Here is a 20,336-nt window from a genome sequence, read left to right as displayed (position 1 = left end):
GCGTTACTCATCCTCCTCGGGCCCCCCTTCCATGTCGGAAGCGACGGCTTGGTACTCGTCGGCCTCATAGTCAGGGGTGCCACCGACATTTGTCGGAAAGGGTGTCACGTTGGTCTCCTTGATGCCGGCGGCGAGGGTGCCGATGGCCAAATCCACGTGGTGCGAACGTCGCTTCTCGGGGATCGCCTCGATCAGGGTGCCCATGGTCGTGAGCCAGCGCTGCGTCTGCTGCTGGAACTCCACGCTCTCCATGTCGATGCCGAGGGCCTCGAGTACGCGCTTGAGCGTCGCCGACTGGGGCGTCACGCCCTTCTCGAGGTTGTTGATCGTCGCTCGAGAGGTCTTCGCCTCCGCCGCCAACTCGGCCTGCGTGAGCCCCGCCTTATGACGCAGCTCCTTGACTTGGGCGGCCCACTGGTCGCGCTCTGCCTCTGTGAGGTTGTCAAACAGATTTCTTGCCATCCGTCTGCCCTCCGATCCCTGTAACCACGTCGATGAAGCTACACGGAGTTTGACATGGAGCGCAACACCTACGCCGTTTCTTCGACACTCCCCCTTGCGGCCGTGTCAAAGACCGCGTACATTCCTTGACATGCCAGGACAACGAGGTAGCCCGGGGGAGTCCATCAGAACTCTCCGCCAGCTAGCCGGCATGTCTCTCAGCGCTGTTGCGAAGGCGGCCGACACGTCGTCCGCGTATCTGTCGAAGGTGGAGAACGGCAAGTTCCTCCCCACCAACGCGTACGTGGCGAAAGTGACGGGCGTGATCGCAGCTCACCTGAGAGACGCGGCGTGACGCCCTACGAGGGGGAGCGCGCGATCGATGCGGTCGGCCTCTCTCAGATGCTCGGCATCTCAGTGTGGAAGGCACGGGAACACGGGAAAGATCCGCTGTTCCCGTCCTTCCGCGAAGGCAATGAACACCGCTTCTGGCCGTCCGCGGTCCGGGAGTACGTCACTCGTCCGAGGGACCCGTGGAAGCAGTCCGCGCGGTCCCTCGGACGGAAACGAGTCGGGAGGTGAGCACATGGAAGACCGCATTGCCAAGCGCGTGAACCAGGAGGGTGACTGCCTGATCTGGGAAGGCGCCCGCAACAACAAGGGCTACGGCATCCTCGGCGTGAACGGGAAGACCACCCTGGTCCACCGCCACGTCTGGGTCCAGTCCGGCCGCGAGCTCCCCGAAGGCCTCACGATCGACCACCTGTGCCGCGTCAAGCGGTGCGTGAACGTCGATCACATGGAGGTCGTCACCCGCTCCGAGAACTCGAGGCGAGCGGCGGAGGCTCGCCGGCCCGTCGTCGTTCAGGGTGTCGTCTCTCCGGAGACAGCAGCTCGGACGGATGCGGTGCTAGAAGCGTTCCTCGCCAAGGTCACGGCGGCAGCAGCCGCTCGACCCGCCGACGCCCCGTGCGTCGCTTGCCGCATCCTCGCGGCTGGTGGAAAGCGCACCTACCACTACCACGGCGCCTAGTTCTCTAGCGCCCCACCTTCTCGCTGTAGCCCGCCCATCGCACGGCGGTCTTCAGCGCGCCCGAAATAGGGCAGTCAACACAATTCCATACGGTTCGTGACCTACGAGAACGCCCCCGATGCACTGGGGGTGGCGGGTAGGACCTAAAGCACATAACAGTCCGACTGTTAGGTGCTTTAGGGCAGGTAGCGGGAAGCCCCCTTGACCACGAACCGGTTTGCATCGCAAGCGTGGTAGGTCCCACTGACTTGTAGCCCTTGCCCCTTTAGGTGGGCAGCCCGTTCGAGTCGGGCCTTGGGCACTGCGCAGACGAAAGGAATGAACATGGACGAGAAGGAAGCTCTCATCAAAGACCCCGCGCCTTGGCGAAACGCCGATGGCGTCAGGGTCGCCGATCCCTGGGCAAACGCGTCTCCGTCGGGCGGGTACACATTTGACCCGCGGGAGGGGTACAGCGATTACGAGGAGCGCTGGATAAGCAACCGCAGTTACAAATAGCCGAAGGGAGCTAATGCCATGAAAACATCGGACCTCAAACGCGCCGAAGCTGAGGCGCGCCGCGAAGAATACGACGCGCTTTCCTTGACCGAGAAGCAGATGCGTGCTCACAGGCGAAGGGGCAGGAGCAACCGCGAGCTCGACCGCCTTTACTCCGAGTGGCCACGCAAGTAGCACCACTAAGCGGCGAGGGTTCAGGCCTTTTCCGGGTTCAAATCCCGGCGTCGCGCTAGCCAGTCACCTGACTGGCATATGGGGGCCGGTTTCCCACTCAATCCGAGTTCTGGCGAAGACCACCCGGTCCCCTTTTCTTGTACCCGTTTCTCGAAGGAGTAAGTGATGGCTCGTCCGATGGTCAGTCGTGTGGCTGTGCGTGTTCTGTTGGCGGAGGGTAAGACGACGAAGGAGATCGCGGAGCGGATGGGTTGTTCGGCTCACACGATCGCGGATATTCGGCGTCAGTTGAAGGAGGCGGATGAGGCGCGTGCTCGTTCGTCGTATGTGTGGAAGCCGTTGGAGGGTGTGCGTGATGTGGATGCGTCGTCGTTGACGGCGCATTTGTCGAGAGGCGGGATGACGGATATCGCCGTGATTCTCGGCCTGATCCCTGACCCGGCGTTGACCGCTGACCTGCGACCCGAAGAGGAGAAAGCAGCATGACCGCACCCATCATCTACCAAGAATCACGACACATCCGCTATTTCCGCGGCGTACCCGCCGACGGAGAAGAGTTTGCATCCATTCCAATGCACGCGCGTGGCATTACGGACTCGAAGACCGTCTACGGAAACCTTCCCGGCCAGCTCTGGGAGCGGATTGCTGAGGGGGTGACCCGATGACCGCCCTCGCGCACACTCACGACCCGGACACGTCGCATGAAGCGGCAGCACGACTTGACGGCAAGCAAGTCGCAGCGATGAAGCGGGCGATCCTCGAGTTGCTGGCCATGGAGCCGATGACCGCCTATCACGTCACCAACTCCTACTTCGCGGCAGACCGTTACTGGCCGCACGCTAAGCGCGACTCCATCGCTAAGCGCATGTCGGAGCTGCACAAGGCGGGTCTGATTCGTGACACGGGTAGGAGAGCGCCCACCGGATACGGCAGACCCGCCGTCGTGTGGGAGGTCGTGTCATGAGCGAGTATCGCTACGACTATGAGTGCACGGAATGCGACTTCGGCACTGACGACTTCGAGCAAGTTGTTGCCCACCAGCACCTCGTAATCAAGGTGCTCTGGTGACCCGCGACCTATCCGACCGCACGATCATCGCCGGTCTCCTCGTGGGCGTGTTCGGTTCAGCGTTCGTGATCGCCGGTATCGGGGTCGCGTGCTGGGTGATAGCTGCGGAGATGTGGACGTGACCTGGTATGAGTGCGACACCTGCCCATTCGTGACTGTTGTCGCGGAGATCGGTAACGAGCATGAAGACAAGACCGGGCATCTCGTGATGGTGGCCGACCGATGAGCGCTGCTGTGGTCATCCGCAAGACACGCGAACCCGCGACGTCGGATGACTTCTACCCACAACGTCCGTGGACTGTGCATTCAGGCCAAGTGACGTTTTTCTTCCGTAGCTTCGATGAGGCGCTGCATTTCGTGAACGGGTGGGGAAAGTGACCGACTATTTCGTCTGCACCCACTGCACCTACACGACCACCGAGTATGTGCACGCGATCGGGCACGACATCGACCGCGGACACAACGTGATCCTCGAAAGCGAAGACACGCAATGAGACACGCACCCGCAATCCTCCTGACGGCTTCCCTCTTCTGGGTGGCCGTCTCGTCTTTCACCGGCATCCCCATCAACGGGAGCCACTACCTCGCGTTCTTCATTACGGGGTGCGCTTACTGGATCAGATTGGAACGAGCACATGCCCGACAGTGACGAGAACGAACAGCTCCGACGGGCGGTGATCTTCCGAGAGTGTGTCATTTGCGGCGAGAAGATCACTGCCCCCAACAAGGGCTTAGGGCGAGCGACGGTTGCCGCTTGGGAGACGCGCCATCAGCACCTGGCGGGACGCGCATGACCGTCCGCATCCTCACCCCCACCCCTTCCTGCTGCCCACCCGCACACCTCGCACTCCACGCGGGCCAACACGGAACCTGCCGCAACGGACGCGCATGGATCACCGTGGACGCCATCGACGAAGGGCGCGGCAATCACGACTGGTTCGCGAAATGGGTGATCGCGTGAACGTCCAGATCTTCGAGACCCTCGAGCAGGGCACCCCGGAATGGTTGGCCACGAGATGCGGGCTCCTCACTGCATCCAACATGTGGAAGCTCGTCACGCCCACGCTCAAGGTCGCCGACAACGACACGTCACGGGGCCTCACGCACACTCTCGCGGCCGAACGCATTACGGGTGAAGTCGAGTACGTCTACCCCTCGTTCGACATGCAGAGGGGCACTGAGGAGGAGCCCATTGCTCGAGCCGTTTATGCCGAGAGTTACGGGGCCGTCGATGAGGTCGGGTTCATCCTCCGTACCGGGAAGGACTACCGACTCGGGTACTCGCCTGATGGGCTGATCGGCTCGGACGGGCTACTGGAGATCAAGTCGAGGAAGCCGAAAGAGCACATCAAGACGATCCTCTCCGGCAAGCCACCCGCCGAGAACATGGCCCAACTGATGACCGGGCTCATGGTCACCGGACGCAAGTGGATCGACTATGCATCTTTCTCCGCAGGCCTCCCGCTGTGGACCGTGCGCGTCTACCCGGACGCCGCATGGTTCGCAGCCATCGAAGCCGCCGCGCAGGCCTTCGAGACCAACATCGCGGACGTCATCGACCGCTACACCCGCGCAGTCGAAGGACTGCCCGCCACCGAACGCAGACTCGAAGTAGAGGACCTCATTTTCTGATGGACGTATCAGCAGCACTCATCGCGAAGAGCTCGCAGCTCAACGCCGTAGACCTCGTGGGCTCCGAGCAGACCGTGACGATCCTCGAAGTGTCGCAGGGAAGCGCGGAGCAGCCCGTCAACATCATCACGGACATCTTCGGACCCGGACGCCCATTCAAGCCCTCCAAGACCGTCCTGCGCCTGCTGGCAAAGGCGTGGGGCCTCGAGACCGCCAACTGGGTCGGCCACTCCATGACCATCTTCCGTGACCCGTCCGTCCGCTGGGCTGGCGAAGAGGTAGGCGGCATCAGAGTGTCCGCCCTCTCGCACATCGACAAGGCGTTCGCGATCAGCCTGCCTGTCTCGAAGACCAAGCACGCCAGCTACTCCATCAAGCGGCTCGAGGTGGCCAAGTCCAGTCCCGCCCGCGACTGGCCCGCCGCGATCAAGGCCGCGGAAGGCAACGTGCAGGCCCTAATCACACTCCGAGACGAAGCCACACGCGCCCACGCAGGAGACGCCGTACTGTCCGCGATCAGTGTCGCCGGCAAGAAGGCACAGGAGGCGGGGCAGTGACGCGCAACCGTTCGTCCGCGAAGGCAGCCGGCACAGCGTTCGAGCTCCTCATCGCCAACTACCTCGCGGCCCACATCGACGACCGCATCGAACGGCGCGTCAAGCACGGCGCCAACGACCGAGGCGACATCGGCGGGTTACGAGTACTCGGCAATCGCTGGGTGATTGAGGCGAAGGACTACGGAGGCCGCATGCTCCCCGCGACGTGGGTGGGTGAGGCGGCTGTCGAAGCGGCGAACGATGACGCAATCGGCGGTGTCGTCGCCATCAAGCGGAAGGGGACGCGTATGGCCGGCGAGCAGTTCGTGCTGATGACTGTCGATGACCTCGTGGCACTCGTGGCCGGGGACCGACCATGACCCACCCCACCTGCCCCTGGTCCGGTCCCTGCCGCTGCACCCGGGACGCCGCCCCGTGCACGTGTGGTCACGCGAACGTGTCGCACGGTCACGGCTGGGATCTCGAGAAGCAGCCGGCCCGGTCACGTATCGGTGCCGGCATGTGCGGTTACTGCGACTGCAAGGCCTTCGCTGCACGTCCGGCCGACTGGTGGCAGGAGACGGCGTTGCAACCCCTGTTCGACGGACTCATGGAAAGGAGCCCCGCATGACAATCGATCTCCCCGATTGGGATGAGGGCGACATTCTTTGGCAGCTCCCGTCCGGTGATCTCATCTACGGCTCTCTGCACACGGACCGATGCCACGTGCTGCTGCGGGTAGAGAGACGGATGATCTGATGCCTAGTAGCAAGCATTGGGTTGGCAAAAGCGAATCTGGCAGATGGTACGTGTGGCGCGACAGTGTTCCGGCCATTGTGTGCAGTCATTCGCGCTGGGAGACCGCATTCAAATGCGCATTCGAGCGAGCGACTTATCGCGCATCCGCTTATCGATATTGATAGCCGTTATCGATAGGCCTAATCCCGCGCTTATCCCACACTTATATCGTAGAATGGAAACGGCTCCAACGGATGGTGGAACATCCGCGGAGCCTGACCCATCAAATCGATCGAACCGATTGGAGGGCTGCTATGGAGCGTACCGCACCGAGCACCCAGAGACCCGAACCCTACTACCGAGACAGCCTCCTAGAGCTACACCACGGACACGCCGCAGACGTGGCGAAGACCCTCCCGCCGCGATCGGTGCAGACCATCGTCACGTCGCCGCCGTACTTCGGTCTGCGCGACTATGGCGAGGACGGGCAGATCGGGGCCGAACAGTCCGTCGAGGAGTACGTCGCTGCGCTCGTCGCTGTCTTCGCCGCACTTCGCGACGTGCTCGCGGACGACGGAACGCTGTGGCTCAACCTCGGTGATTCGTACGCAGGCGGCGGCTACGGCAACCACGACATCAACGGCGCGAAGTGGAAGGCAGACGCCGGACTTGACCGACGCGCCGACCGCCAGCAGAAGCTCAAGAAGTCACTCGCCACTGAGGGCATCACGCCGAAGAACCTGATCGGCATCCCGTGGCGAGTCGCGTTCGCACTGCAGGCGGACGGGTGGATCTTGCGTTCAGAGATCATTTGGGCGAAGAAGAACGTCATGCCTGAGTCGGTCACGGACCGGCCCACCAAGGCACACGAGCACATCTTCCTGCTGGCGAAGAACGCGAAGTACTACTACGACGCTAAAGCCATCCGCGAAGAAGCCGCCCCCGAATCCGCCGCCCGCTACGCCGCTGGGTACAAGACCTACGCGAAGGGGCAGATGGAGGGATCGCCGGTCGATGCCCGGGGCACTAAGTCGATTGACGCCGACAAACTCAAGCACCTCGAGGGGCGAAACAAGCGCGATGTCTGGCACGTCGCCACGACACCGTTCCCCGGTGCGCACTTCGCGACCTACCCGCCCGACCTCATCCGCCCATGCATCCTCGCCGGGTCGCGCGTCGGTGACACCGTGCTCGACCCGTTCTCAGGCTCCGGTACGACCGGTCAGGTCGCCCTACAGCACGGCCGAAAGTACGTCGGCATCGACATCAGCCGCGAATACCTCGACCTGTCGCTGAGGGCACGCTTCCAAGAGGCGCCGCTCGACTTTGGCGGGGTCGCCTGATGCTGAACAAGTCACAGCGCAGGCTCGCCAAGTTCCCCCACGACGTCTACAAGGCGTTCGACGCTGACGGCCGGTTCTTGTACGTCGGCCTCAGCGTTGACGTGTTCCGCCGGTTGCAGCAGCACCGGCGTGAGTACGCAGCGTGGGAGCCCGATGCCGTCCGCGTTGAAGTGGCTCAGTACGAGAATCGGGCATCTGCTCACTTCGAAGAAGCGCGGTGCATCCGCGAGGATTCACCCGCCTACAACGTGACCCGCGAGCGCCCCTTCTCGAGCACCTACACCGACACAATCGTCGACAGCTTCACGCTCGAGCGTCACTGCCCACAGTGCACCAAGTGGGTGATGCGCTGATGTCGAAGGACGACCGCCTCTACGCCCCGTTCGACATCGGCATGGACGAGCACCCGAAAGTCATCATCCTCAGCAACGAAGCGTTCCGAGCGTTCTTCGAGGGCATCTTCTACGCCCGCCGCATGATGTCCGACGGTTTCCTCGACAAGCGAATTGTGCTGCGTCGTTGGGGGCAAGACGTGGCCGACGAACTGAGCGCCAACGATCCCGAAAGACCCTCGTGGGTGCCTGTCGAGAACGGTTGGCAGATCCGCGACTTCGAAAAGCACCACCCTCTGCGCGCGGAGATCGAGGAGAAGCGGGCCGCGGTGAGCAAGGCGAAGGCTGACGCGGGTCGCAAGTCTGGCCAGGTCAGACGCCAGAAAGCGGAACAGGCGTCGAACAGCGACGAACAGACGACGAACACAATCGAACAGACCGCGAACAGGGCCGAACAGAGCGGGAACATAACGCGAACGAAACTGAACCCAGAGACAGAGACAGAGACAGAGACAGAGACAACACCTTCTAACGAAGGTGTGAGCGCGCCCGAGTCGAAGTCCACTCGTCGCAAGCCCGAGTCTCCTCTCCCTGACGGCTGGGGTCCCGCGAACTCCGCCTACGAGTACTGCGACCTGCATGGCATCGACATCCGCCATGAGGAGTCGCAGTTCCGGAACCATGCGGCCGCGAACGATCGAAGACAGCGGGACTGGGATGCCGCGTTCAGGACATGGCTGGGGAACGCGAAGAAGTACCAGACGAACGCGACCCAACCTCGCCCGACCGCGGCGCAGAAGAACATGCCGACCGTCGACTACTTCCGGCGGCTCGAAGAAGAAGAACAGAGGATGAAGGAGATCGAAGGATGAACGACGACACGGTAAGGGCATTGGTGCGAGAGACCCGGTCACGTTCGGCACGGCTCGAGCGCAATCCGCGCCTAGGCCGATCGTTCCTAGATCAGCTCGCGGACGCTCTCGAGTGGGCCATTTCCTCCGAGCGCGGTGATGCCGAGTGGGAGTACTCGCTCCGTGTGGCAGAGCGCGGGTCGGGGTTGCCCGGAAGCGGCGGGCCTTGGAAGACGCATGAGGAGGCAGTCGAGGAGATGGAGCGCGAGAACGCCGTGGAAAAGCGCAAGACGGTGCCGTACCGCTACGTGATTGTCAGGCGACGTGTTGCTGGGCCGTGGGAGCCGATACCCGATGACCCCGCGTGAGTGTTCCGAGCTCCTGACGTACGCGTCGATCATCGACAACCGCACGGTCGCACCGGAGACCGTGCAGGCGTGGATGGAGGTGCTCGGTCATCTCGACGTGACCCTCGCAAGGCAGGCGATCATTCAGCATCGACGCGAATCAACGGAGTACCTGATGCCGGCGCACGTCATACGTGGCGCCCAGCGGCTACGTGCTGCGTCCAGAGCGATCGAAAGCGCCCCGACGTGTTCCCGTCACCCCGGCTACATCCTGACGCGCCTAGAGCCCATCTGCGCCCGCTGCCAACGAGAGGAACAAGAAGGTGATTGACCACGAACAGATCTGGGAGAGCTTCGTCGCAGACCTAGACGTCGATTCAGTGCGAGCGGAAAGGCCGGGCGGGCGACTTGACCGAGACTCTCGGGAACGCCACAAGGATCGCGTCATGGAGTACCGGATGCGGCGCTACCTTCTTCCGGCGCCGTCGGGTTTCGATGAAGTCGGCGTAAATGAAGTCGCGGGCTGGCTCAATCGGCGAAGAGCGACCGAAGAACGCATAGTCGAATACGCATCAAAGAAGAACGCCGAAAGGCAGGTCATATCAGTCAATAGGCCCTAGAATTGAAGCGGCCCCAGGGAGTGCGTCAACACTCAACCCGGGGCCTCGCCCGACCAAATCGCTTGACCGAATGGAGGGGTTGCCATGAATGGTACCCGCACACTGACCGTCGACCAGCGTTTCGACGCCAAGTACGCGCACGGAGCGCCCGATGAGTGCTGGGAGTGGACCGCGGGTCGGACTATCGACGGCTACGGACGCTTCCGCCTCGACCAGCAGCACCGAATGATCGCCTCCCGCTTCGCCCTCGTGCGCGCAGCCGGAGAGCCGTCCTCTTCGATGGAGCGCGCTTGCCACACCTGCGACAACCCGCCATGCGTCAATCCAGCGCATCTCTACTGGGGCACGGAACAGCAGAACGTGCAGGACGCGATTGATCGTGGCCGAAAGGCGAAAGGCGCCACGCACGGACGCGCAAAACTCACCGACGCAGACGTTCTAAGCATCCGCGCAGCAGTCACTGCTGGCCGCATGTTGAAAGACCTCGCCGACGAGTTCGGCGTCTCTGCACCCACCATCAGCAACATCGTGGCTGGCCGGATCTGGCGCCACCTTCTTGCAAGAACGAACTGAGGACAAACAATGGCATCCATCACCTTCACTGCCTTCGTCGAAAGCTGGACGAAGAACGCCGAGCAGCACCCGGCATGGGGCATGAAGACGGCTGAGACGCACCGCAAGAAGGACGGCGACGAGTGGGTCGACAATGGCCGCACGTTCCGCACCGTGAAGGTCGCGTACGGCGTCGACCTGGACCTTACGCAGTTCCGGAAGGGCGACCGGGTCAACATCGTCGGCACTGAGGTCACCGAGTCCCGAGAGCACGACGGGAAGAAGTACTACGACCTCGTCGTGAAGGCCACCAGTGTCGAGCTCGCGCAGACCGGACGACAGCAGCAGCAGCCTGCAGCTCCGGTGTCGCGTCCCGTCAACGACTGGGAGCCCGACGCGTTCGCACCCACATCCACCGTTCCCGCTGACATGCCGTTCTGAGGAGACCGACCGTGACTGAAGCCCCAGCAACCGCAGCAATCTGGTTCGAGGTGGAGCATGAGCCACACTTCACGATTGCAGACTGGGCGACTGTCCATGAGCGTCGGGGCACCGTCTACGTGATGTGGCCCGGCGGCGGATTTGAGGCGCTTCCGGGAGGTGTGATCCTCGCAACCGACGCGAACACTGGTATTCAGCGGCAATACCTCATGGCCCCGGAGCTTCTCGCAGCCGCTCGTCGTCAGCACATTCGGGTCCGGTACTGGCGCCCCAAAGGAAAACCGCGCGCGATTGGCCGCAAGCTTCGACGCGGAAAACTCCGGCCCTCACCGCCACCCGGGTACTACGCAGTCGGATGGCCTGCACCGGAACAGAAGCCGGTACACGCATGACCGCCCGGTGGGACAAGCGCGCGAGGTGGTTGCGCCCACTGATTTGGAGGGCGCTACGACCGTCCGTTGCCAACTCGGTGATGCTCTCCCGCTCTCTGTTCGAGCCCGGACGGACCTATTCGGGCGCCGAGGTGCGATCGATCCTGGCCGATGAAGCGAAAGCAATCGCGCAGTCCGAGATGGACGACGACGCATGACCGCCACGCATCCCCGCCTCCGCGCTCTCCTTCGTCTCCTGCTCGACGCGGGCGAGATCACCCCGCAAGGAGTCCGACAAATCGAACGAGTACTCGAGGCGGAGGACGCATGAGCCTCCTCGCCCGCATCCTCTTCACGTTCGCCGTCCTCCTCATCGCCGCCCACATAGCCGGCGGAGATATCGGGATCAGGCACGACACGAGAGGCACCTGATGGACATCGACGTCGAGTACGTGCAGCACCTCATCGACACGACGACGGACCGGGCACTCGCTCAGCACACGCAACAGTTGCTCGACCAGAGGCAGAAGGAGGGCTACTGATGCTCGAGGAGTACTGGAACTGGCGGACGGGTGAGCACTCGGTCCGCTGCTCCCCGACATTCGAGGACATCCGGGAAGCGATCGGTATGGCCGCTGAGGCCGGGGTGGAGTACGTGGTCATTCGGCCCGGGACCATCAAAGGCACGACGAACGAGGGGGCGGCTCATGGTGGCTGAGAACGGGCGCGACGAACTGGCGGTGCTGCTCGAGCACCACAGCATCGGCGTTCCATTCCACGACGCCCTTGCCGACGCGATCCTGTCGTCCTCGTGGCTGGCCGGACAGCTCAAGCAGGCAAGGGCAGACGCACTCGAAGAAGCAGCCGCCCAACGAAAGCGGGCGATGGAGAACCAGGACTGGGATTTCGACAACGCCAGTGAGGAAGACATCCTCACCCACTTCCATGCCGCGAATCCGTGGAACAAGTAGTAACCCCCACCCGCCGGAAAGCCCGTCACTCCACAAGGAGGGCGGGCTTTCCGCATACCCCAGGAGGAAGACACATGGCCGTCGATGAAGAGTCACGGTACGAGTACGTGCGTTGGGTCACAGTCCTGCCAGACGGGACCAGATACGGCTCCTACGACACCCGAGAGCAGGCGCTTACCGAGGAGCCGATACACCGAGAAGCGATGCTCCTCCACGTCGCTGAGATGGCCGCTATGGGACGCGCCGCCAGGGTGAACGCGCCCGCCAAGCCTGTAGCGCTGATTCGCGAGCGCACCACGACCGTGACGCACACCACCACCGATTCGACTACTGAAGCGTGGCCGAACCTGTGAAGTGCCCTCACTGTCCCGCACACTTCCCGGTCCCGTCGCTCTGCCGCGACCACATACGCGAACAACACGAACAGGAGACGACATGACCGACCGAGCCTTCATGCAAGTTGACGACGGCTGGGTGGAAGTCGACGCGATCACAGCGATCGTCCCCGTCAAGTGGTACCCGAACGACGTCACCTACGACCGCGCCGCCCACCCAGGGCAACTCATCGGCTCAGAAGTTCACTTCCACGGCGGCAAAATCACCACCGCCGAGAAACCCGCCCTGCTCATGGCGCGCATGGCGGAAGCCGCGAAGATTCACCACGAACAGGAGACGACATGAGCAAGCTGTCCGGCTATTACTGGCGGTGCGCATGCGGCAACGAAGAACACTCTTACGCACGCGACGACCTCGACCTACTCGTGCGCACTCATCGCATGGCCCACGAGGCACTTGTCCGGCGCATCACCACCATGCCCTCAGAGGTGAACCGATGAAGCGATACCGCTGCGGCAACTGCGGCATGCGCATCGAGGGCATGGTGCCCTTCCAAACCTGGGTTTGCCGAATCATCACCCGAGTATCGGCAGTCTTCGGGAGGGTCGAATGAGCCGCGATCCCAACGGCGAAGTGACCGAGATCTTCTGGTCATGGGAGCACGGAGCCGGATACCTGATTGAGATGGCCACCGGCTACCAGATCGAAGTCAGTGCTAGTGGCAGACACCGGCGCGCGTTCACATTCAAGGAGACCCGATGACCGACAAGCGCAAAACGTTCCGCTTCCGACCTGGCAAGAATCACTTCGTGGACAAGGACCGAATCTTCACATTCTGGGAAGACCAACGTGTCGTCCGCGCAGGGTACGAGCGCCGAAACTACGTCGACCTGATCGCCGAGTACGGGACGGTCGAACGCCTGCCCAAGGAGAACGAGGCGACAATGATGGTTCGCCTTGACGACGACACCGTCTGCCCCTGGTCACCCCTCGAAGCCATGCCGCACCGCGAATGGGCCAAGCGCCAACGCGACCGGTTCCGCGACAGGGCGAAGGCATACAACGACTTCCTGTCCACCCTTGACGAGAACGGACGCCGATGACTGACGACGACGCGCTCCTCCTCGCAGTAGAAGCGCTCACCAAACCGAGAACTTCGAAAGTGGTGCAGTCGAAGAATGGCATCGAATGCATCTCACCCGTCAACCTGCCGCCACTGCTCGAAACGCTCGACACCATGATCCGCGAGACCATGGGCGGATCAGCAGGCGGCACCCTCAAGTCGCAGCAGAACATCCTCGACACCGACGCGCTCTGGCGATTCATCCGCATCAACAACAGCGTCAACGACTGGGCACGACTCGCCGGGTCAACCATCACTAAGCCCGACTCTGGCAAGACGCTCGCCGCATGGTTCGTCGTCTACCGGCAGAAGAACCGCGACTACGAGGAAGACAAGTTCTACCTCAAGCACCTTTGGTCATGGGCCGCTGAAATCGAAGGGAAGATCGAACCGCCGCGCATCATGGACCTGCCCGACCCGTGCCCTGTCTGCGACGCTCGCACCTGGTGGAATCCGAAGACGCGAGAAGAGTACGCGCGGCCACTCGTCATCACCTTCCGAGAAGGCGAAATCTTCCCAGACGGCGGACGAGGACTCTGCAGGGCATGCGACACCGCATTCGGAGTACGCGAACTCGCATACGCCCTCGAACAGAAAGCCGCCGAACAAGCCGCCAGCTAGTTGCGCAACCCCCGACATCCATGGTCTAATAGACACGAATTCGCGGGACTATGTCCCCGTCCAGTTCGACACCTTCACAGAGAGGCGGTCATCCTTCGGGGGGGCCGCCTTTTTGCGTTGCACGGCGCACACGATGCGCCAAGTCCCACGGTCAGGCGCTTACAGGCCTGACCGTGGACGGAGTCGAGGGCCGCAGTGGCCGTCCTCGGCTTTACCCCTCCGCGCCCCTAGCCTCTGGCTCGTAGGCGCGGATCTTGCGCGGATGACTTTGCCGATACGTCCCGCGCTCGCAGTAGGTCGGCTAGACCGGTTTCACATGGTGGTCCGGCGCGTGAGTTCGTGATCAAAACTGCCATCTTGCCTCGGAGTGGGGCCGATAAGTCGTCCCAGGGATGACTGGCCTCGGTCTAGGTCCCGCTTCCGAGTGCACACGTTCCGGATCGGCATGGTCCGCCTCACACGCGTTCCCACTACCGACCGGATAGAGCCCGAATCGGATACCCCGGGCTCACTAAGGGAACGCCCATGGTTGCCCTCGCTCGAAGCGGGGTCTCATGTCAGCGCCTGTGCAAGGCGCACCCGGTCGCTCCGGCAGATGCCATGAGACCCCGCTTCCCAGTGCTCGACGCGAAAGTGTACGGATCAATTCGATTCGGCCATCGCGTACACATTCTTCGCAGCACCCCCGCTCACCCCAGAGTCGATCGGCATGGCCTGGGACAGCGGACGAGAACTGCGAACACCACTTGCCTCGGCCGTCGACACAGCAGCTAAGCGCACACGCAAGCGACGCGAGCACGAGGCAACACCCATTGAGGAGAGCAGCATGGCCACGTACCGCAAGAAGCCCGTCGAGATCGAAGCGCTCGGACCGCTCACTGCTGAGAACAGCGCCGAGATCGCGGAATGGTCCGGTGGCCTTGAGCGCCCCGCTGAGGGACCGGCCAGCAAGTACTCGCCGATCACCTACGACGGCTCACTGTTCATCCCCACGCTCGAAGGGATGATGACCGCCAAGCTCGGCGACTACATCATCCGCGGCGTTCAGGGCGAGTTCTACCCGTGCAAGCCCGACATCTTCGTCGCCACCTACGACGCGGTCTGACGATGAAGTCATGTGCTTGCGGCGGGGACATGGTTGCTTACGGGGACGGACTACTCGTCTGCACGCACGAAGACCTCGGGCATCCCGTCGGTACCTGCGCATCCTGCCTCGTGTACCAGCGCGTGACCAACGCGCGCGCCCACAGCTAGACGCACCCCACTAACTCAACAGAGAACCCCCGCGCTGCGCTAACAGCCGGGGGCGTGAACAACTCATCGAAGGAGTTGCTATGAACAAGCATACGTCAGGACTTTGCGAAGGGCCGGGACGCGAAGGGTCGTGCGGCCGGCCAAAGCGCCCGTCTCGAGCATGGTGCTCCGGTCACGTTGAGCAGTACCGGCTGGGCAAAGAGCTGGCACCCCTTGGGCCGTCGCATCGCAAGGCCAAAGAAGCCATCGAGTGTTCGTTGCGAGAATGCGAGCGCCAAGCCGAACGCCGGGGGCTCTGTAGCAGGCACTACCAGCGCGCAAGACTCGACGGCGAGATCAGCCGCTACCCGACGAGCGAACGCGCCGACTTCCGCATCCACCCCGAGGACCGTTTCGCGCAAATCGGATGGGACATCGCAGACGATGGATGCTGGCACTGGCGAGGAACACGAATCGCCGCGGGCTACGGAGTCTTCACGATCGCGCCTCACGCTGCTGTCGGAGCTCATCGGTTTGCCGTGTGGCTCAGTACCGGGCGCATGCCTCGGCCCTCAGACCATGTTGCCCACTCGTGCGACAACCCGCAGTGCGTCAACCCCGATCATCTGACGGCAGGCACATGCAAGGCCAACATGCAAGACATGGCAGCCAAGGGTCGAAGCACCCACGGCGAGAAGAGCCCACACGCAAAGCTCACCATCGACCAGGTCGTCGAGATGCTCGCACGTTCTCGACAGGGCGAGTCCTCGTATTCGATGGCCGCCGACTACCCAGTGTCCGCGCGTTACATCCGCTCAATCGTCAAGGGAGAGAGATGGCAGACGGCACTCAGGATGGCAGGACAGAGCTGACTCGTGCTGTCGCGTATGACGGTTTTGGTGCGCCATTACTACCTCATCAGCTAGGCGCACGAATCGATGGCGAGGTGCGACGGCAACTGCTCGCACGCATCGATAGCGATGATGCGTGAAGGTGTGCACCGAGGTGGGCTGTCCCACACTCATATCCGCTTCTGGTCGCTGCGATGTACACAGACGACACAGTGAGAGCGCACGAGGTAGCAGGCAAGCCCGAGGCTACAACGCCGCACACGACGCGCTGAGGCGCGACTGGTCGGCGCTCGTCAAGACCGGCACCATCCGATGCTGGCGCTGCACTGAGCTCATCGGCGCCGCCGAAGCATGGGACCTAGGTCACGACGACCTGGACCGCACCATCACACGCGGCCCTGAGCACGCTGGCCGATGCAATAGAGCAGCTGGTGGACGAGCCTCGCATCGATGATTGCGACTTTGACTCGCCCTCGTTGTCGCTCGAGCTTCGGCGATCGCCCACACCCCCCTGCCCCCTCCCCTTAGGTCGCCTCTCGATCGGACCGCCGGGGTGGGGGCTCGATGGTGCGGAGGGTTCAGAACTTCCGAAACCCACACGGATGAGGTGATTGCTGATGGCTCGAGGTGGTGCACGTAACCGGTCGGGTCCGCAGCCTGATCCGAAGTCGGGTAGGTCGGATCGTCGCGGTTTCAAGTTGACAGCGCTGCCCTCTGAGGGGTACGGCGAGGAGCCGCCCGCGTTCCCTCTGCCGCTTGTGACGCGTTACGCGCAGGTGGAGCGAACGAAGGTGGCTGACGAGTCGGCGACTGAGTCGTTCCGTGAGCGTGAGCTGGCGGTGTGGGCGGATGCGTGGAGTACCCCGCAGGCGTGTGCGTGGTCGATGCAGTCGTGGCGTTGGCAGACGGTCGCTGAGTATTGCCGCATCAAGACGGCGGTGGAGCTCGATCCTGATGCTTCGGCCGCTCTGGTCGGTCAGCTTCACCGGTTCCGTGACCAGATCGGCTTTACGCCGGCTGGTCTGCGGGAGAACGGGTGGGCGATTGCTGTCGATGAGGTTGCGGAGAAGCGTGACGCTCCGAAGGCGGTGACTGCGGCTCCTTCGAGGCGATTGAGGGCGGTTGATGGCTGAGTTCGTCGTCGACTTCCCGACCCTGGGTGACCTGGGTGACGCGTGGATCACGCGTCATTGCCGGGTTCCTGATGGTTTCACTCGCGGCAAGGCGTTCCAGATGGCTGATTGGCAGTTCTGGTGCCACGCGAACCGCTATCGGGTGCGTCCTGAGGCGAAGTTCGTGCCTCGTGAGCTGGTCGGTCCTGACAATCCGCCGACCCTGAATCAGGCGTTTCACTACAGGAAGACGCTGATCGTGGCGCCACAGAAGACGGGCAAAGGTCCGTATTCGGCTGCTCAGGTGTCTTTCGAGGCGTGTGGGCCGTCTGTTTTCGCCGGTTGGGCTGTCGGCGGCGAGGTCTACTCGTGCGCTGACAACGGCTGCCCTTGTGGCTGGGAAGAGTCGCCTGAGGCGTACCGGTACGAAGCCGGCGAGCCGATGGGGATGCGTCACCCGTCGCCACTGATTCAGATCACTGCGAACTCGCAGGAGCAGGCGGACAACATCTACCGTCCGTTGCGGGCGATGATCAACCTCGGTCCGTTGCGCGAGCTCCTGGCGGTCCGTGAGGGCTTCATCCGGGTGCTCGGGCTGTCCGACCAGGAAGATCTGGACCGCATCGACGTGGTCACGGCTTCGGCTCGGTCGCGCCTGGGCAATCCGATCTCGGATGCCGAGCAGGACGAGGCGGGCCTGTACACGACGGCCAACAAGATGGTCGACGTCGCGGACACGCAATCCCGTGGCGCGGCGGGTATGGGCGGTCGCGTCCATCTGACGACGAACGCCTGGGACCCGACGGAGAATTCGTACGCTCAGCAGACTTTCGAGGCGCATGAGGACGACGTGTTTGTCTTCTACCGCAACCCGAACGACGTGTTGCGGACGCCGGATGGGAAGCTGCTCGACTATCGGAAGGCCGCTGACCGTCGCCGCATTCACGAATACGCCTATGAGGGCTCGTGGTGGGTGAATCTCGACTCGATCGAGGCCACGGCGAAGTCGATCATGGCTCGCGATTACACGCAGGCCGGGCGGTTCTTCGGGAATCTGCTGCTGCGCGGTGCTGGCAAGTGGCTTGAGGATGGCGAGTGGGAGTCGAAGAAGGACGAGACGATCACGGTCTCTCCTCGTACGGCGGTTGCGCTGGGCTTCGACGGCTCGGACAACAACGACCACACCGGGTTGCGCGCCGAGACGCTCGACACGCTGCATCAGTTCACACCTCGGTGGGGTGTGAATCAGGAGCCGACGCTGTGGAATCCGACTGAGCATGGTGGTCGAGTCCCTCGCGGTGACGTGATGCGGGCTATCCGCGATGTCGCTACTCAGTTCCAGATCGTCCGGGCCTACTTCGACCCGCCGATGTGGGAGACAGAGATTGATGACCTGGCTTCGGAGTTCGGTGAGGGCGTGTTCATCAAGTGGCCGACGTACCGGATTGCACCGATGCATGGTGCTCTCGAGCGGTTCCGGACGGACATTACGAACACGGACTCGCGTTTCACTCACGATGGCGACGCGAAGGTAGCGGATCACATGAGTAACGCGGTGATGCGCTCCAAGGAGATGGACCCGCTGACGAAGGTTCGCCGGTACATCCTTGGAAAGCCTGTCGGCGAGGACCACCGCAAAATCGACTACACCATGTCCAGCGTTCTCGCCCATGAGGCGGCAATGGATTCCATCAAGTCCGGTTGGGCTGAGGCGAACAACACGGTTCTTGTGTTCCGACGTTAGGGGAGGTTCTGGATGCCCCTGAACGACGACGAATCGAACCTGTTCAAGAAGCTGCAGTCGCTCCACTCGCGTGCGCAGCGTGAGATCGGCTACTACAACGACGTGTACGAGGGCCAGGAGAAGCTGAAGCAGCTTGGGCTGTCGATTCCTCCCGAGCTCGAGCACTTCGCGGTGTGGCTCGCTTGGCCCGCTACGGCCGTGGATTCCATCGAGGAGCGCCTGAACGTCACGGGCTTCCGGATGCCGGGGATGACTGCTGACGAGTCCCTGTGGGGCGTGTGGACGTACAACAACATGGACGAGCGCCAGTCGTTCGCTCACATCGACGCGCTCGCTCTCGGACGCTCCTACCTCTGCGTGGGAACGAACGAGGAAGACAGCGACTACCCGCTGATCACGGTCGAGTCCCCGCAGGAGATGACCGCGATTCGCGATCCTCGGACGCATCACGTGACTGGCGCTGTGCGTCAGTACGTGGGTGACGACGGGGCGCGTCGAGCGACTTTGTACCTGCCGAACGTGACCTATTGGCTGCGTCTCGACAAGTCGAAGTGGGTAGACGAGTACGACCCCGACGTGCACAACTTGGGGACAGTCCCGGTCGTGCCGATGGTGAACCGTTCACGCGCCACTCGTCGGCGTCGCGCGGTGCTCGAGGGCGTGTCGGAGATGGCTCGCGTCATCCCCGTTGCGGAGAGCGCCTCGCGTGCGGTAACTAACCTGCAGCTCGCGCAGGAGTCGATTGCGGCTCCGACTCGTGGCGTGCTCGGTGCGACCAAGTCGGACTTCATCGACGAGGCCGGCAACGTGCTTCCCGCGTGGGAGACGTACTACGGCGGGGTGTGGGCGCTTGCGAACAAGGAAGCGAAGACGTTCCAGTTCGATGCGGCGGATCTCGGGAACTGGGACAAGGCCGTGACGATGTACGCCCGGCAGGCATCGGGTCTGACTGGTCTTCCCATCGATCACTTCGGCGTGAACACGAACAACCCTCCGTCCGCTGAGGGTCAGCGCGCGGGTGACACCCGGCTGATCAAGCGCACGGAGCGGAAGCAGACGCCGTTCGGTCACAGCTACGAGTCGATGCAACGCCTCGTGATGAGGTTCCGTGACGGCGAGTGGGACCCGGATGCCCGCCGGATGGAAACGATCTGGCAGGACGCCGGAACCCCGACGATCGGCATGGTCACCGACGCGATCGTGAAGCGCTACCAGGCAGGTCTTACCGACTGGGAGACGGCGCAGGAGCGGCTGGGTGAGACGCCTGAGGCGATCCGCAAGATGAAGCAGCGGCGCGACGCTGACGCGAACCTGGGCGTCAATTTCGGCGACACGGCCGCGTCCGGGAGTTTCGCCGCTGAGGAGTAG

30 protein-coding genes are annotated in these 20,336 nt (G+C 62.8%); 29 read left to right on the top strand and 1 reads right to left on the bottom strand.

Features of this window, described 5'->3' with window-relative positions:
- Positions 1–3: 3 nt before the first annotated feature.
- Positions 4–462, bottom strand: coding sequence for a helix-turn-helix domain-containing protein (locus B0T42_RS07415; RefSeq protein WP_077222600.1), 459 nt, complete (start codon positions 460–462; stop codon positions 4–6).
- 130 nt (positions 463–592) lie between these two features.
- Between B0T42_RS07415 and B0T42_RS07410 the strand changes: the two genes are divergently transcribed.
- From B0T42_RS07410 to B0T42_RS07295, 29 genes are all read left to right on the top strand, one after another.
- Entirely contained in the window at positions 593–796 is a 204-nt protein-coding gene (locus B0T42_RS07410) for a helix-turn-helix domain-containing protein (protein WP_077222599.1), read from the top strand.
- 231 nt (positions 797–1,027) lie between these two features.
- Positions 1,028–1,474 carry an HNH endonuclease signature motif containing protein gene (locus B0T42_RS07405; RefSeq protein WP_094742703.1) on the top strand — a complete coding sequence of 149 codons (447 nt, stop codon included), beginning with the start codon at positions 1,028–1,030 and terminating at the stop codon, positions 1,472–1,474.
- A gap of 324 nt (positions 1,475–1,798) precedes the next feature.
- Positions 1,799–1,972, top strand: coding sequence for a hypothetical protein (locus B0T42_RS19955; protein WP_158078066.1), 174 nt, complete (start codon positions 1,799–1,801; stop codon positions 1,970–1,972).
- A gap of 339 nt (positions 1,973–2,311) precedes the next feature.
- Positions 2,312–2,632 carry a helix-turn-helix domain-containing protein gene (locus B0T42_RS07400; protein WP_077222597.1) on the top strand — a complete coding sequence of 107 codons (321 nt, stop codon included), beginning with the start codon at positions 2,312–2,314 and terminating at the stop codon, positions 2,630–2,632.
- Positions 2,629–2,811, top strand: coding sequence for a hypothetical protein (locus B0T42_RS19455; protein WP_139344446.1), 183 nt, complete (start codon positions 2,629–2,631; stop codon positions 2,809–2,811). The genes B0T42_RS07400 and B0T42_RS19455 overlap by 4 nt, the downstream gene beginning before the upstream one ends.
- Positions 2,808–3,110, top strand: coding sequence for a hypothetical protein (locus B0T42_RS07395; RefSeq protein ID WP_139344445.1), 303 nt, complete (start codon positions 2,808–2,810; stop codon positions 3,108–3,110). The genes B0T42_RS19455 and B0T42_RS07395 overlap by 4 nt, the downstream gene beginning before the upstream one ends.
- 100 nt (positions 3,111–3,210) lie before the next feature.
- Complete coding sequence (locus B0T42_RS21950; RefSeq protein ID WP_269087511.1) at positions 3,211–3,336, top strand: hypothetical protein; 126 nt, start codon at positions 3,211–3,213, stop codon at positions 3,334–3,336.
- An 835-nt stretch (positions 3,337–4,171) separates the two neighbouring features.
- Positions 4,172–4,846 (top strand): YqaJ viral recombinase family protein, encoded by a 675-nt coding sequence (locus B0T42_RS07390; protein WP_201788506.1) that lies wholly within the window; start codon positions 4,172–4,174, stop codon positions 4,844–4,846.
- A complete protein-coding gene (locus B0T42_RS07385) occupies positions 4,846–5,403 on the top strand; it encodes a hypothetical protein (RefSeq protein WP_077222594.1) in 558 nt (185 codons plus the stop codon). Before B0T42_RS07390 ends, B0T42_RS07385 begins: the two co-directional genes overlap by 1 nt.
- Positions 5,400–5,762, top strand: a complete 363-nt coding sequence (locus B0T42_RS07380; RefSeq protein WP_077222593.1) for a hypothetical protein — start codon at positions 5,400–5,402, stop codon at positions 5,760–5,762. The genes B0T42_RS07385 and B0T42_RS07380 overlap by 4 nt, the downstream gene beginning before the upstream one ends.
- Before the next feature lie 247 nt (positions 5,763–6,009).
- Positions 6,010–6,141, top strand: coding sequence for a hypothetical protein (locus B0T42_RS21945; protein WP_269087510.1), 132 nt, complete (start codon positions 6,010–6,012; stop codon positions 6,139–6,141).
- Between the two features lie 380 nt (positions 6,142–6,521).
- Entirely contained in the window at positions 6,522–7,463 is a 942-nt protein-coding gene (locus B0T42_RS07375; protein WP_201788505.1) for a DNA-methyltransferase, read from the top strand.
- Positions 7,463–7,816, top strand: coding sequence for a GIY-YIG nuclease family protein (locus B0T42_RS07370; protein ID WP_077222591.1), 354 nt, complete (start codon positions 7,463–7,465; stop codon positions 7,814–7,816). The genes B0T42_RS07375 and B0T42_RS07370 overlap by 1 nt, the downstream gene beginning before the upstream one ends.
- Entirely contained in the window at positions 7,801–8,667 is an 867-nt protein-coding gene (locus tag B0T42_RS07365) for a hypothetical protein (protein ID WP_077222590.1), read from the top strand. The genes B0T42_RS07370 and B0T42_RS07365 overlap by 16 nt, the downstream gene beginning before the upstream one ends.
- Positions 8,664–9,014: a hypothetical protein gene (locus tag B0T42_RS07360; protein WP_077222589.1), complete on the top strand. Its 351-nt coding sequence runs from the start codon at positions 8,664–8,666 to the stop codon at positions 9,012–9,014. Before B0T42_RS07365 ends, B0T42_RS07360 begins: the two co-directional genes overlap by 4 nt.
- A 683-nt stretch (positions 9,015–9,697) precedes the next feature.
- A complete protein-coding gene (locus B0T42_RS19450) occupies positions 9,698–10,186 on the top strand; it encodes a helix-turn-helix domain-containing protein (RefSeq protein WP_139344444.1) in 489 nt (162 codons plus the stop codon).
- 9 nt (positions 10,187–10,195) lie between these two features.
- Entirely contained in the window at positions 10,196–10,606 is a 411-nt protein-coding gene (locus B0T42_RS07350) for a hypothetical protein (RefSeq protein WP_077222587.1), read from the top strand.
- A gap of 912 nt (positions 10,607–11,518) precedes the next feature.
- Positions 11,519–11,695 carry a hypothetical protein gene (locus B0T42_RS19950; RefSeq protein ID WP_158078065.1) on the top strand — a complete coding sequence of 59 codons (177 nt, stop codon included), beginning with the start codon at positions 11,519–11,521 and terminating at the stop codon, positions 11,693–11,695.
- On the top strand, positions 11,685–11,948 hold the full coding sequence (locus B0T42_RS07345) for a hypothetical protein (protein ID WP_077222586.1): 264 nt from the start codon (positions 11,685–11,687) through the stop codon (positions 11,946–11,948). The genes B0T42_RS19950 and B0T42_RS07345 overlap by 11 nt, the downstream gene beginning before the upstream one ends.
- Before the next feature lie 74 nt (positions 11,949–12,022).
- Complete coding sequence (locus B0T42_RS07340; RefSeq protein ID WP_077222585.1) at positions 12,023–12,301, top strand: hypothetical protein; 279 nt, start codon at positions 12,023–12,025, stop codon at positions 12,299–12,301.
- Between the two features lie 82 nt (positions 12,302–12,383).
- Positions 12,384–12,629, top strand: a complete 246-nt coding sequence (locus B0T42_RS07335; protein ID WP_077222584.1) for a hypothetical protein — start codon at positions 12,384–12,386, stop codon at positions 12,627–12,629.
- The gene (locus tag B0T42_RS19945; RefSeq protein ID WP_158078064.1) at positions 12,626–12,784 is read left to right on the top strand and encodes a hypothetical protein; all 159 of its coding nucleotides are present in this window, start codon (positions 12,626–12,628) and stop codon (positions 12,782–12,784) included. Before B0T42_RS07335 ends, B0T42_RS19945 begins: the two co-directional genes overlap by 4 nt.
- A 258-nt stretch (positions 12,785–13,042) precedes the next feature.
- Positions 13,043–13,387, top strand: a complete 345-nt coding sequence (locus tag B0T42_RS07330) for a hypothetical protein (protein ID WP_077222583.1) — start codon at positions 13,043–13,045, stop codon at positions 13,385–13,387.
- On the top strand, positions 13,384–14,028 hold the full coding sequence (locus B0T42_RS07325) for a hypothetical protein (RefSeq protein ID WP_077222582.1): 645 nt from the start codon (positions 13,384–13,386) through the stop codon (positions 14,026–14,028). Before B0T42_RS07330 ends, B0T42_RS07325 begins: the two co-directional genes overlap by 4 nt.
- A gap of 826 nt (positions 14,029–14,854) precedes the next feature.
- On the top strand, positions 14,855–15,133 hold the full coding sequence (locus tag B0T42_RS07320; RefSeq protein WP_077222581.1) for a hypothetical protein: 279 nt from the start codon (positions 14,855–14,857) through the stop codon (positions 15,131–15,133).
- A 229-nt stretch (positions 15,134–15,362) separates the two neighbouring features.
- On the top strand, positions 15,363–16,133 hold the full coding sequence (locus tag B0T42_RS19445; protein WP_077222580.1) for an HNH endonuclease: 771 nt from the start codon (positions 15,363–15,365) through the stop codon (positions 16,131–16,133).
- A gap of 770 nt (positions 16,134–16,903) precedes the next feature.
- Complete coding sequence (locus B0T42_RS07305; RefSeq protein ID WP_201788504.1) at positions 16,904–17,245, top strand: hypothetical protein; 342 nt, start codon at positions 16,904–16,906, stop codon at positions 17,243–17,245.
- Positions 17,238–18,968, top strand: coding sequence for a hypothetical protein (locus B0T42_RS07300; RefSeq protein WP_077222578.1), 1,731 nt, complete (start codon positions 17,238–17,240; stop codon positions 18,966–18,968). The genes B0T42_RS07305 and B0T42_RS07300 overlap by 8 nt, the downstream gene beginning before the upstream one ends.
- A 12-nt stretch (positions 18,969–18,980) precedes the next feature.
- Entirely contained in the window at positions 18,981–20,336 is a 1,356-nt protein-coding gene (locus tag B0T42_RS07295) for a phage portal protein (protein WP_077222577.1), read from the top strand.

Origin of the sequence: Rathayibacter rhapontici (genome assembly GCF_001995175.1) — a bacterium.
Classification (GTDB): domain Bacteria; phylum Actinomycetota; class Actinomycetes; order Actinomycetales; family Microbacteriaceae; genus Rathayibacter.
This window is presented reverse-complemented; position numbering and strand designations above follow the sequence as displayed.